This is a genomic window from Burkholderia sp. 4NA327C6 (genome assembly GCF_005502655.1).
In the GTDB taxonomy this organism is placed as follows: domain Bacteria; phylum Pseudomonadota; class Gammaproteobacteria; order Burkholderiales; family Burkholderiaceae; genus Burkholderia; species Burkholderia contaminans.
On sequence record NZ_SCNZ01000015.1, the window covers coordinates 117,442 to 130,620 of the forward strand.

At 67.8% G+C, this 13,179-nt stretch carries 8 protein-coding genes; 2 read left to right on the plus strand and 6 right to left on the minus strand.

Annotation, left to right across the window (positions count from 1 at the left end; genetic code table 11):
• The first annotated feature begins 221 nt into the window (after nucleotides 1-221).
• A complete protein-coding gene (locus FFS49_RS17485; RefSeq protein WP_039354460.1) occupies nucleotides 222-1,085 on the plus strand; it encodes a crotonase/enoyl-CoA hydratase family protein in 864 nt (287 codons plus the stop codon).
• Nucleotides 1,086-1,133: 48 nt separating this feature from the next.
• On the opposite strand, the gene pdeR is transcribed toward FFS49_RS17485, so the two are convergent.
• The 4 genes from pdeR to FFS49_RS17505 form a co-directional block, all read right to left on the minus strand.
• Nucleotides 1,134-3,137 (minus strand): cyclic di-GMP phosphodiesterase, encoded by a 2,004-nt coding sequence (gene pdeR, locus FFS49_RS17490; protein ID WP_105817257.1) that lies wholly within the window; start codon nucleotides 3,135-3,137, stop codon nucleotides 1,134-1,136.
• Nucleotides 3,138-3,681: 544 nt separating this feature from the next.
• Nucleotides 3,682-7,326 (minus strand): hydantoinase B/oxoprolinase family protein, encoded by a 3,645-nt coding sequence (locus tag FFS49_RS17495; protein ID WP_105817413.1) that lies wholly within the window; start codon nucleotides 7,324-7,326, stop codon nucleotides 3,682-3,684.
• A 120-nt stretch (nucleotides 7,327-7,446) separates the two neighbouring features.
• A complete protein-coding gene (locus tag FFS49_RS17500) occupies nucleotides 7,447-8,745 on the minus strand; it encodes an MFS transporter (protein ID WP_071333138.1) in 1,299 nt (432 codons plus the stop codon).
• A gap of 104 nt (nucleotides 8,746-8,849) precedes the next feature.
• Complete coding sequence (locus FFS49_RS17505) at nucleotides 8,850-9,623, minus strand: putative hydro-lyase (RefSeq protein ID WP_105817258.1); 774 nt, start codon at nucleotides 9,621-9,623, stop codon at nucleotides 8,850-8,852.
• 205 nt (nucleotides 9,624-9,828) lie between these two features.
• Between FFS49_RS17505 and FFS49_RS17515 the strand changes: the two genes are divergently transcribed.
• Nucleotides 9,829-10,761, plus strand: a complete 933-nt coding sequence (locus FFS49_RS17515; RefSeq protein WP_105817259.1) for a LysR family transcriptional regulator — start codon at nucleotides 9,829-9,831, stop codon at nucleotides 10,759-10,761.
• Nucleotides 10,762-10,941: 180 nt separating this feature from the next.
• Here FFS49_RS17515 and FFS49_RS17520 read toward each other — a convergent pair whose 3' ends face one another.
• Both FFS49_RS17520 and FFS49_RS17525 read right to left on the minus strand, forming a co-directional pair.
• A complete protein-coding gene (locus FFS49_RS17520) occupies nucleotides 10,942-12,642 on the minus strand; it encodes a hypothetical protein (protein WP_071333139.1) in 1,701 nt (566 codons plus the stop codon).
• Nucleotides 12,643-12,839: 197 nt separating this feature from the next.
• A complete protein-coding gene (locus tag FFS49_RS17525; protein ID WP_039354446.1) occupies nucleotides 12,840-13,166 on the minus strand; it encodes an antibiotic biosynthesis monooxygenase in 327 nt (108 codons plus the stop codon).
• Nucleotides 13,167-13,179: the final 13 nt, after the last annotated feature.

The window sequence follows — 13,179 nt, forward strand, 5'->3', positions numbered from 1 at the left end:
CCTTCTCCCGATACCGGCCCCGCCCCGCTCGCCGCCACCTTTCCCGCGCGCACCGATGCGGCCGCCACCCGCGTCCCGGTCGTGCGTGGTTCCTCGCAATTCGACTTTTGTGCGCGCGCAACAATGGCGGTGCCTCGCGCCCGGCGCCTTGCGGGACACTCGCCTCCCGCTCGGCACCGGGCGCGACGGTCTTCGAAAACCACATCTCACGAGGACATACCATGCAACTCCAATCCCATCCCGCGTGCCGCCCGTTTTATGAAGCCGGCGAACTCACGCAACTGACTGCCTTTTATGAAGAGGGACGTAATGTCATGTGGATGATGCTGCGATCGGAGCCGCGGCCGTGCTTCAACCAGCAACTCGTTACCGACATCATCCATCTCGCGCGCGTCGCACGCGATTCGGGCCTGCCGTTCGACTTCTGGGTGACGGGCTCGCTCGTCCCCGAGCTGTTCAACGTCGGCGGCGACCTGAGCTTTTTCGTCGACGCGATCCGCAGCGGCAAGCGCGACCTGCTGATGGCCTATGCGCGCTCGTGCATCGACGGCGTGTACGAGATCTACACGGGCTTCGGCACCGGGGCGATCTCGATCGCGATGGTCGAGGGCAGCGCGCTCGGCGGTGGTTTCGAGGCCGCGCTCGCGCATCACTACGTGCTCGCGCAGAAGGGCGTGAAGCTCGGGTTTCCCGAGATCGCGTTCAACCTGTTCCCGGGCATGGGCGGCTATTCGCTCGTCGCACGCAAGGCCGATCGGGGCGTTGCGGAGCAACTGATCTCGACCGGTGAAGCGCACGCCTCCGAGTGGTACGAGGATCGCGGGCTGGTCGACCAGACGTTCGACGCGGGTGACGCATATCTCGCGACGCGCACCTTCATCGACGTGACGAAGCCGAAGCTGAACGGCGTGCGTGCGATGCTGCGTGCGCGCGAGCGGGTGTTCCAGCTGACGCGCTCCGAGCTGATGGACATCACGGAAGCGTGGGTGCATGCGGCGTTCACGATCGAGCCGAAGGATCTCGCGTACATGGAACGCCTCGTGATGCTGCAGAACCGGCGCGTGTCGAAGCTGCGCACGGTGTAATGCGACAGGCGCCGCCGCTCGCCGGCGGCGCCCGTTCGCGAACGAAGCTCAGGCGATCAGCCTGAGCTTCCTCGTCTCCGCGAGCCATGCCTCGAATGCCTGGGCCGGCATCGGGCGCGCGTAGTAGTAGCCCTGCGCGTGATCGACGTCGAGCTGCTTGAGGAATTCGGCTTCCGCACGCGTTTCGACGCCTTCGGCGACCACCGCGAAATTCAGCGCCTTCGCGAGCGACACGACCGAGCGCACCAGCGCCTGCGAGCGCGGATTGCGGTCGATGCCCGTGATGAAGCTGCGGTCGAGCTTGATCGCATCGAGCGGCAGGCGCGACAACTGCGACAGCGACGAATAGCCGGTGCCGAAATCGTCGAGATGGATCTGCGCGCCGAGCTGGCGGAACTGCCGCATCAGCCCGTTGGCCGCATCCTCGTCCTCGATGAAGCAGCTCTCGGTCAGCTCGATGTCGAGCAGGCCGGGCTTGAGCCCCGCGGCGTCGAGGATCGACGCCATCTGGTGCACGATGTTCATGTCCTGCAATTGCCGCGCGGACACGTTCACCGCGATCCGGATGCCGAGCCCCTTCGCCTTCCACGCAGCGGCCTGCGCGGCCGCGGTACGCATCACCCAGCGCCCGAGCGGCGCGATCAGGCCCGACTCCTCCGCGAAACGGATGAACTCGACCGGCGCGACGAGCCCGCGATCGGGCGACTGCCAGCGGATCAGCGCCTCGACGCCGTGCACGTCGCCGGTCGCGATATCGACGACCGGCTGGTAGTGCAGCACGAACTGCTCGTCTTCGAGCGCCTTGCGCAGGTTCGTGTCGAGCCACATGTACTTCGCGACCTTCTGGTTCATCTCCAGCGAGAACACGCGGTACGTATGCTTGCCCTCTTCCTTCGCGACGTACATCGCGGTATCCGCGCTGCGGATCAGCGTCTCGAGCGAGTCGCCGTGCTGCGGATGCATCGCGATGCCGATCGAGCAGCTCGTGTAGACCTCCATCAGCCCGAGATGGATCGGCGTGCGCAGCCGTTCGAGAATGATCTGCGCGGTCGCTTCGAGCAGCGGCCGCGTGCCGTGCTCGAACAGCACGAGGAATTCGTCGCCGCCGAGCCGCGCGAGCGTCGCGCCGGACGGCAGGCAACCGCTGATGATCGCCGACACGTCCTGCAGCAGCCGGTCGCCGGTGATGTGCCCGTAGTGATCGTTGACGCGCTTGAAGTTGTCGAGATCGAGGAACAGGATGCCGACCTGCCCGCGCGTCGCGGCGGTCTCGGCGGCGATCGCCGCGTGGATGCGCTCGCTGATCGCGTGGCGGTTCGGCAGGCCGGTCAGCACGTCGGTGTTCGCGAGTTCGATGAGCCGCTGCTGCGCGCTGCGCTCCTCGGTGATGTCGATGCCCGAGCAGATCAGGAACTGCTCGTCGACGCCGCTGCCGCTCTGCACGAACTTGTTGCGGAACTGGAACAGGCGCGGCCCGTTGACCGTGTTGATGTAGCGCTCGACCGCGAACGAATGGTTGCTCGCGAAAAAGCCCGTGATGTTGCTGCGCGACTGCGCGCCCTGCTCCGGGCTCATGAACAGCTCGAACGCGCTGCGGCCGATCACGTCGACCTCGCGCTTGCCCGTCACTTCCTCGCACAGGCGGTTGAAGCGCTGCACCATCCCGTTGCGATCGAGGATCACGACGAGCGAATTCACTTCGGACACGACCTGCTCGGCGAACGCGAGCCCGTGCGCGAGATCGCACGCGACGGATTCGGCATCGGAATAGGCGGACGCCGTGCCGGCCCAGTTGGTCGTGTCGACCTTCCGGCCGACGAGATGGAGGCGAACCGGCTCGCCGAACAGCGTGATGTCGAGCACGAGGTGCGACGTGACGCCGGTCAGCGCGCGGATGCGCTCGGCCTGATCGCCCGTCAGCGCGACGGCGACATTGGTCAGGCCGCGAACGGCCGCCAGTTCGAGTGCATTGCTGTCGCTGCCGAGACGCCAGCAGGGGCTGCGCATACCGACGTGCGCCTCGAGCACCGCGCTATCGTTTTCGTCATCCATGGAGACGCCCCGATCCAGAAAAAACGCACAGTGTAGACGGAGGCGAGCCGGCCGACCGCCCTGCCGGGCCGCGCGTGATGCGCGCCCGGAAAGGCGGCCGTGATTGCCGTGATGATGGGCCTCGTCCCGTACTTGTTTCCCGCTAATGCGACCCGGCGTTCGCGCGTCATGCGCGCAGGTGCTGCCTAACGAATGATGAGACCAATCTTATCAAATGACGATCAGGATTGGCACTCACATTTAGAGCAGAGTGTCAAGGAATTGGGACTCGATTGGCAAGCCGGATTTTTCATGATGGGCAGCCGGCTCAATCGGGGTCGCGGCGCTGCGCAACGGGTTCGGCGAATGGGCTGAGCGCCGCGCCAGGCGGGCGTTTGCGGCGGGTTCCAGCGGTCAGCGAGCGTGCAGTGACGCGACCGCGTCGACAGGGTCGGATCGCCGTTCGGCGACCCGATTTTTCGTCGATTTTGATTCCTTTTGTGCGTTAATGCGCGGATTTATTCCACAGTCCGTTGCAATGTCGTTCGCGCACCGGCGGCACGGCTCAGCCCGCCGCGCCGTATCCGCCGCCGCCTGGCGTTTCGACGACGAAGACATCGCCCGGCGCCATCTGCGCGCGGCCGATATGGTCGAGCGCCTCGACCGTGCCGTCCGCGCGCTCGATCGTGTTGCGGCCGAGCGCGCCGGCCTCGCCGCCCGCCGCACCGAACGGCGCATGAATCCGGTTGTTAGACAGGATCGACGCGGTCATCGGCGCCAGGAAGCGGATCCGCCGCACCGCGCCGTCGCCGCCGCGCCAGCGCCCGCCGCCGCCCGACCCGGCGCGGATCCGGTGCGAATCGAGCCGCACCGGGTAGCGCCATTCGAGCACCTCCGGATCGGTGAGCCGCGAGTTCGTCATGTGCGTCTGCACCGCGCCGACGCCCGCGAAACCGTCGCCGGCACCGCTGCCGCCCGCAATCGTCTCGTAGTACTGGTACTGATCGTTGCCGAATGTGAAGTTATTCATCGTTCCCTGGCTCGACGCGACGCAGCCGAGCGCGCCGTACAGCGCGTTGGTGATGGCCGACGACGTCTCGACGTTGCCCGACACGACCGCCGCCGGATACTCGGGGTTCAGCATCGAGCGCGCAGGCACGATCACCGTGAGCGGCTTCAGGCAGCCGGCGTTCAGCGGGATGTCGTCGCCGACCAGCGTGCGGAACACGTACAGCACGGCGGCCATGCAGACGGCCTTCGGCGCATTGAAGTTGTTGTCGAGCTGTGCGGACGTGCCCGTGAAATCGATTTCCGCGCGCCGCGCCGCCCGGTCGACGCGAATCGCGACGCGAATCTCCGCGCCGTTGTCGAGCGGATAGCGGTACGCGCCGTCCTGCAGCGCGCCGATCACGCGCCGCACGGCTTCTTCCGCGTTGTCCTGCACGTGCCCCATGAACGCGAGCACGACGTCGCGGCCGAACTGCGCGACCATCCGGCGCAGCTCGTCGACGCCCTTCTGGTTCGCGGCGACCTGCGCGCGCAGGTCGGCCATGTTCTGCTCGACGTTGCGCGCCGGGTAGCGGCCCGACGCGAGCAGCGCGCGGGTTTGCGCATCGCGCAGCGTGCCGGCCGACACGAGCTGCCAGTTGTCGATCAGCACGCCCTCCTCGTCGATGTGGGTCGAATCGGGCGGCATCGAGCCCGGCGTCGTGCCGCCGATGTCCGCGTGGTGGCCGCGCGAGCCGACGTAGAACAGCGGCGCGTCCGAGCCGTCCGCGAACACCGGCGTGATGACCGTCACGTCCGGCAGGTGCGTGCCGCCGTGATACGGGTCGTTCAGCATGAACACGTCGCCGTCGCGCATGCGGCCGCGGTTGCGCTCGATCACCGTGCGGATGCTCTCGCCCATCGAGCCGAGGTGCACGGGCATGTGCGGCGCGTTCGCGATCAGGTTGCCGTCGCCGTCGAAGATCGCGCACGAGAAGTCGAGGCGCTCCTTGATGTTCACCGAGTACGCGGTGTTCTGCAGCCGCAACCCCATCTGCTCGGCGATCGACATGAACAGGTTGTTGAAGATCTCGAGCCGCACCGGGTCGGCCTCCGTGCCGAGCGAGCGGCGGGTCGGCAGCGGCGTGGTGCGCGTCAGCACGAGGTTGCCCTGCGCGGTCATCTGCGCACGCCAGCCGGGCTCGACGACGGTCGTGCCGTTCTGCTCCGCGACGATCGCCGGGCCGTCGATCGCGTCGCCGGCCAGCAGCGTGTCGCGTACGTAGAGCGCCGCGTCGTGCCATTGGCCGCCGGAGTAGAAGCGCACCGCGGAATGGGCGCGCAGCGCGGCCTCGTCGCCCTGGTTGCGCGGCGCGAGCGGTGCGATCTCCACCGGCGCGTCGGAGCGGCCGATCGCCTCGACCGACGCGAGTTCGGCGACGAGCGGCGTGCCCGGCATCAGGAACGCGTAGCGCTGCCGGTAGGCGGCCTCGAACGCCTGCTGCATCGCCTCGACGCTGCCGGCCGGCACGTCGAGCGCCGAATCGGTGCCCTGGTAGCGCAGGTGCACGCGCCGCTCGGTCGCGATCCGCTCGGGCGGCACGCCCTGTTCGAGCAGCGCGCCGGCGGCCTCGTCGGCCAGCCGGTCGAGCGCGGCATTCAGCGCCGGCAATGAATCGTCGGACAACACGGCCTCGACCGCGCGCTCGCGCATCGCGGTCTGGTCGGCGAGGCCCATCCCGTATGCCGACAGCACGCCCGCCAGCGGATGCGCGAACACCTGCGTCATGCCGAGCGCATCGGCCACGCCGCACGCGTGCTGGCCGCCCGCGCCGCCGAACGTCGTCAGCACGTAGCGCGACACGTCGTGGCCGCGCTGCACGGAAATCTTCTTGATCGCGTTCGCCATGCTGCCGATCGCGATTTCCAGGAAGCCTTCGGCGAGCGCCTCGGGCGTCTCGCGCCGCCCGGTGGCCGCGTGGATCTCGTCGGCGAGCGTCGCGAACTTCGCGACCACGCCGTCGCGGTCGAGCGGTTCGTCCGCGTGCGGGCCGAACACGCGCGGGAAATGATCGGGCTGGATCTTGCCGAGCATCACGTTGCAGTCGGTCACCGTCAGCGGCCCGCCGCGCCGGTAGGCGGCCGGCCCCGGGTTCGCGCCGGCCGACTCGGGCCCCACGCGCAGCCGCGCGCCGTCGAAGCCGAGCACCGAGCCGCCGCCCGCGGCCACCGTATGGATGCTCATCATCGGCGCACGCATCCGCACGCCGGCCACCTGCGTCTCGAACACGCGCTCGAACTCGCCGTGGTAGTGCGACACGTCGGTCGACGTGCCGCCCATGTCGAAGCCGATCACGCGCTCGAAGCCGGCCGCCTGCGCGGCGCGCACCATCCCGACGATGCCGCCGGCCGGGCCCGACAGGATCGCGTCCTTGCCCTGGAACGCATCGGCGCGCGTCAGCCCGCCGCTGCTCTGCATGAACTGCAGGTTCACGCCGGGCATCTCGTGCGCGACCTGCTCGACATAGCGGCGCAGGATCGGCGACAGGTACGCATCGACCACGGTCGTATCGCCACGCGACACCATCTTCATCAGCGGCGACACCTCGTGCGACACCGACACCTGCGTGAAGCCGATCCGGCGCGCGATTTCGGCCAGCATGCGTTCGTGCGCGGTGTAGCGATAGCCGTGGATCAGCACGATCGCGAGCGCACGCACGCCCGAATCGAACACGCGGCGCAACGACGCTTCGGCACCCTGGACGTCGAGCGGCACGACCACCTCGCCGTGCGCGCCGACGCGCTCGTCGATCTCGACGACGGTCTCGTACAGCGCATCGGGCAGCACGATGTCGAGGTCGAACAGGCGTGGCCGGTTCTGGTACGCGATGCGCAGCACGTCGCGAAAGCCGCGCGTCGTCGCGAGCGCGGTACGTTCGCCCTTGCGTTCGAGCAGCGCGTTGGTCGCGACCGTCGTGCCCATCTTCACCATGTCGACGCGCTCGGGCGTGATCGGCTCGCCGGCCGCGAGGCCGAGCAGGTGGCGGATGCCGGCCACGGCCGCGTCGCGGTATTGCTCCGGGTTCTCCGACAGCAGCTTGTGCGTGACGAGCGTGCCGTCGGGCCGGCGCGCGACGATGTCGGTGAACGTGCCGCCGCGGTCGATCCAGAATTGCCAGCGCGCGGCGTCGGAGGGAACGGGGGAAAGGTGTCGGTCAGTCATGATGTCGGGTCGATGCGTCGTGAAATCGAGGGACGAGCGCCGCCGCACGGCGCGCGGCGCGCGCCGTGTCACGGAGTCGATCAAGGGGAATGTAAACGAAGGGCCGGCCGCCCTTGCCGCTTACGCGGCGTCGAGTTCGCGGCCGCGGGTCTCGGGCAGCGTGAGCGCGGCGACGATCACCACGCCGTACGCGGCGACCGCGAAGATGCCGATGCTCGTGCCGAGCCCGTATTGTTTGGACAGCGCGCCGATCAGGAACGGGAACAGCGCACCGATCGCGCGGCCCACGTTATAGCAGAAGCCCTGGCCGGAGCCGCGCACACGGGTCGGGAACAGCTCGGTGAGGAACGCGCCCATCCCCGAGAAGATGCCCGACGCGAAGAAGCCGAGCGGGAAGCCGAGCCACAGCATCGACGCGTTGGTCAGGTTCAGCGACGTGTACGCGAACGCGATCACCATCGAGCCGACCGCGAACAGGATGAAGTTCGGCTTGCGGCCCAGGCGGTCGGTCAGGTACGCGCTCGTCAGGTAGCCGACCCACGAGCCGAAGATGATCATCGCGAGATAGCCGCCGGTGCCCATCACCGTGAGGTGCCGCTCGGTCTTCAGGAAGGTCGGCAGCCACGTCGTGATCGCGTAGTAGCCGCCCTGCGCGCCCGTCGTCAGCAGCGCCGCGCGCAGCGTCGTCGTGATCAGCTTCGGCGCGAAGATCTCGGTGAGGCGCGGCGCATCGGCCACTTTCGCCTGCGCGGCCTTCTCCTTCTCGTAGACGTCCGGCTCCTTCACGTAGCGGCGAATCGCGACGACCAGCAGCGCGGGCGCGAGGCCGACGAGGAACAGCGCGCGCCACGCCTCATCGGCCGGCAGCACCGAGAACAGCAGCGCATACAGCAGCGCGCAGAGCCCCCAGCCGATCGCCCAGCCCGACTGCACGAGGCCGACCGCCTTGCCGCGGTCGCGCGCACGGATCACCTCGCCGATCAGCACCGCACCGGCCGTCCATTCGCCGCCGAAGCCGAAGCCCATCAGCGCGCGCGCCGCGAGCAGCTGGTGGTAGTTCTGCGCGAGCCCGCACAGCGCGGTGAACACGGCGAACCACAGCACGGTGAGCTGCAGCGTGCGCACGCGGCCGATCCGGTCGGACAGGATGCCGGCGATCCAGCCGCCGGCCGCCGACGCGAGCAGCGTGATCGTGCCGATGAAGCCCGCATCCGCGAGCGAAATGCCCCAGGTCGCGACGAGCGTCGGGATCACGAACGACAGCATCTGCGTGTCCATCCCGTCGAGCATGTAGCCGACCTTGCAGCTCCAGAACGCGCGGCGCTCGCGCGGCTGCGCGTCCCCGTACCACGAGAACAGGCCGCCGCTCTCGGGGCTCGCGGGCTCCGCGGCGTTCGCCGCGAGGGTCTTGCTTTCCATGGTGGTGCTCCTGTCGTTGTGCGCCGTCAAAGGGCGATCGTGCGTGCGGGGGTGTATCGTGCGTGTGTTTCGTGCGTGTGTGTCGTGCGGGTCGTCGCCGCGCGTCAGAACACGGCCAGCGACGCGTTCGTGATGTCGGTCATCAGCATGTGGCCGGGCGTGTGCGCGATCGCGATCGGCAGCTTCGCGTCCATCAGCGCGGTTTGCGGCGTCACGCCGCACGCCCAGAACACCGGCAGTTCGCCGTCGCGGATCGTCACCGCGTCGCCGAATTCGGGGGCGTTCAGGTCGGCGATGCCCAGCTCGCGCGGATCGCCGAGATGGATCGGCGCGCCGTGCACGCCCGGAAACCGGCTCGTGATCTGCACCGCGCGGATCGCGTCGGCGCCGCGCATCGGCCGCATCGACACGACGAGCTGGCCGCCGAAGATCCCCGCACGGCGATTCGGAATCGACGTGCGGTACATCGGCACGTTGCGCCCCTCCTCGACGTGGCGCAGGCCGATTCCTTCGCGGGCCAGCATGTCCTCGAACGAGAACGAGCAGCCGATCGCGAATACGACGAAATCGTCGCGCCACAGCGCTTCGAGCGACTCGACGCTTTCGGTCAGGCGGCCGTCGCGGTACACGTTGTAGCTCGGCACGTCGGTGCGGATGTCGAGATCCTCGCCGAGCGCATCGACCCGGAACGCGCCCGGTTCGCCGACGCCCAGCAGCGGGCAGGCTTTCGGGTTCGCCTGGCAGAAGCGCAGGAAATCGTGCGCGACCACCTCGGGCAGGATCGCGAGGTTCGCTTGCGCGTACGGGCCGCAGTGGCCGGCGGTCGGGCCGCGGAACGCGCCGTGGCGCACGGACTGGCGGAATTCGGAAGGCGTCATGAGGTTGTGTCGCAGATCGGTATGTCGTCGGGATGACGGTGCCGTGTCATCGGATACGGCGAAGAATAGAAAAGAAAAAATTTTGTCGCCAACGAGTTTTTCTGCGCTTCGTGTATAGAATTTCTTAACGGATCTCGGGGTTTTCCCCGGCTCCGTTCACTTTTCCTCACCGGCAAAGTGCGCGCTCACCCTTCGTCCGACCGCCATGAACACGCGTTTTCTCGAAACCTTCGTCACGCTCGCGAAGCTGCGCAATTTCCGCACGACGGCCGCCGCGCTGCATGCGACACCGGCCGCGATCTCGCAGCGCCTGAAGGCGCTCGAGGACGAACTGCAGACGGTACTCGTCGACCGCGACAGCCGCGAATTCCGGCTCACGCCGAACGGCGAATACCTGCTCGGCTATGCGAAGGCCGTGGTCGAGGCGACCCAGGAGCTGCAAGCCGCGGCATCCGGCGAGAGCGCGCTGCGCGGCAAGCTGCGGCTCGGCGTGATCGAGACCGTCGTGCACAGCTGGCTGCCGCACTACATGCGGCGGCTGGCGGCCGACTATCCGCAGCTTGAGATCGACCTGACCGTCGACGTCAGCGTCGTGCTGCAGCGCCGGCTGATGGCCGGCGAACTCGACCTGATCATCCGCGTGGAAGGCAGCGACGAGGCGTCGGTCGTGTGCGATGCGCTCGCGAACTACCCGGTGCGCTGGATCGCGCGTGCGGGGCTGTTGCCGAACACGCGCGCGGGGCTCGCCAGGCAGGTGCTGCGGCAGCCGATTCTCACCTACGGGCGCGGAACGGCGCCGCATCGTGCGCTGGAGGACATCGTCCGCACGCTCGCGCATGCGCACGGCGTGCCGCTGTCGGACACGCGCATCACCGGGTCGCCGTCGATCTCGGTGATCGTGCAGCTCGTGCGCGACGGGTTTGGCGTGGCGGCGATTCCGGTGCTGTTCGTCGACGCGTTGATCGAAAGCGGTGAAGTCGTGGAGTTGCCGCTGCAGCCGTCGCCGCCGTCGATCGTCGTGTCGATGTCGCGGCGGGCCGATGCGCCGCGGTTCGTGCATGGCGCATCGATCGCGGCGCGGACGGCTTGTCACGAGTATTGCGAGAAGAGCAAGCGGTTGCTGGTTGAGGCGCTGTGATGCGGTGTGGGCCGGCGGGGGGCGAGGCCTGGCATCCGGCACGCATTCGACATCGCCGCGTACATCGCCCACCATCGCCGGCGACGCGTGCGTGTCACCCCCACGTTGAAAGGCACGGCCACGGAAACGCGTGGCCGTGCCTGTGTCACCCGGCATCAGCCAGCCGGGCGCTCATCTTCTTTAGTGCCACCGCCCCGTATCCGTCCCCGGCGCGAACTCGATCCCCCGCAGCACTTCCGCAAACTTCGCAGTCCGCAGCACCGCGAATTGCTCATGCGCCGCCGTCGTCGCGCTCGTGTTCTTCAACACGTCACGCACCGCAACCAGCCGGTTCGGATCCGCACCGACGTCGCCGTTGCCGCTGACGGTCGACGTAATCGCCCAGATCGTCACCGTGCCGTCGCGCTCGACGCGGCCCGTCAGGTTGCGCAGGCCGGCCGTCGCCGGTGCCCACGGCAGGCCCGTCGCCGAATTGCTGCCCGCCGGATAACCGGCGACCGAATACGGCTGACCGAGGTTCAACCCGTTCTGCAGCGTGTACGCGAGCTTCCACTGCTTCGCACCCGCGTCGTAAACCCACTTCTGCAGCCCCGCCGTCTTCTGCGCGGCGGCATGCGTGTACAGGTCCGCACCGCCCGTGTAGCCGTCGCCTTCGTCCGCGACATACAGCGTGTTCGCGTCGGCGAACCAGATCCCGAACGGATAGGAGAGCGTCGTCGCGGTCTTGTTCGGCGTGCTCGGGAAGCCGGCCAGCACGCACATGTTGCTCGGCAGGCCGGCCGTCTGCAGCGTGGCCGCATTGTACGCGAGCGGCGCCGTCGGCAGCACGGCCTTCGGCGACGGCACGCCGACGCCCGACGGGCACGCGGTGCCGGTCGTATCGACGAAGTACACGGTGTTCACACCGTTGCCGCCGCTGCCCTTCGTGTAGTACACGACGTTGTCGTGCACCGCGATGCCGCGGAAGTTGTCGTCCTTGCCGATCTTGTCGGCCTTTGCACCGAGTTCCGTGACCGAGAAGCTCGCGAGCGGCGTCGGCACGCCCGGATCCTGCTGCGCTTCATGATGCTTCGCACCGTCGATGAGCTGCGCGCCCGCGCCGAGAATCACGTTGTCCGGCTGTGGGTTCGCGCCGTTGCCGGCGTTGCCCGACGTGTAGTAGATCTCGCGGCCGTCGCGATCGTTCAGGATCGCCGCGCGTCCGTTGTTGCCGCTGTACGCATTCGTCTCGGTGAAGCGGAAGTGCCCGTGGCGATCGACGCGCGCGATCGCGCGATAGACGTTCTGCCCGTCCGGGTTCGTCGTATCGACCGCGAGCGGCGTGTTCGAGTTCGACACGTCGATCGCGTTAACCGGCGCGACGTAGCCCATGAACGTCAGGTAGCTGCCGTCGAGCGACAGGTGCAGGCCGAGCTCCGACTTCGAGCTGAAGCTCGTCACCATCTGGTCGTGCGCGAAGCCCTTCTGCAGGCTGTTCGGCACTTCGAGCGTGCTGACGACACCGCCGGCCGGCGTGATCTGGTCGAGGAAGATGCGCGACGTGATGCCGAAGCTGCCGTCGTAGCGGTCGTTGTTCCACACGTACGGATAGGTGCCGTCGTTCGGCGCACCGGATGCCGCGCCGCAACCGCCGGTGGTCTTCGCGCAGTTCGGCGGCAGGATCGCGCCGGGCTGGACGTTGCCCGACACGTTGTCGTACACGCTGCGGCTGAGGACCAGGAAGCCCGGCACGAAACCCGGCGCAAAACGGCTGTCGCCGTCGTTGTCATGCGGGGCAGCGTGTGCGCCGATGCTCGCGGCGATCAGCGTGAGTGCGAAGACGGGAACGGCACGATCGCGCAGCGCGCGGCGGCGCTTCGCGGACAAGGCGAAATTCGGCATGGACAAGGCTCCGTACGACATCGAGTGAGGACGTTGTTGGTGGACGGACTGACGACGTGAAGCCCAGCCACCTTAGCCATGCTTGATGAAGAATTGATTGCACGCGATGTCGCGGAAACCCGCGTACGCATGCGGGTTTCCCGGTGCAGCGCCTTGTTATTGATCCGTAATGCGAAAGAAATGGATCAGACAGCCATTCAGGCGGATTGGCCCGCATGCGGCTGCGTGAGCTTGCCGTCGCCATACTCGCGCAACACTTTCGAAATCACGACGCGATAGCCGTCGAGCCAGCGCGCCTGTTTCGTCTTTGCCTCGAGATGCGCCGGGTGCTGCATCAGTTGCTGCAGCGCCGCCTCCGATTCCCAGTAATAGACGTTCTGGATCAGCCCCGATTCGGCGTTCTCCCACGTCTCCTCGCCCAGGTAGCCGGGCGTTGCGCGCGCCATGTCGGCGATCTGCCGGTCGAGCCGGTGGAATTCGTCGTCGTATTGCCCGGCCCGGAAAATGAAGGTCGACGCATACATGCCCGCTCCATCG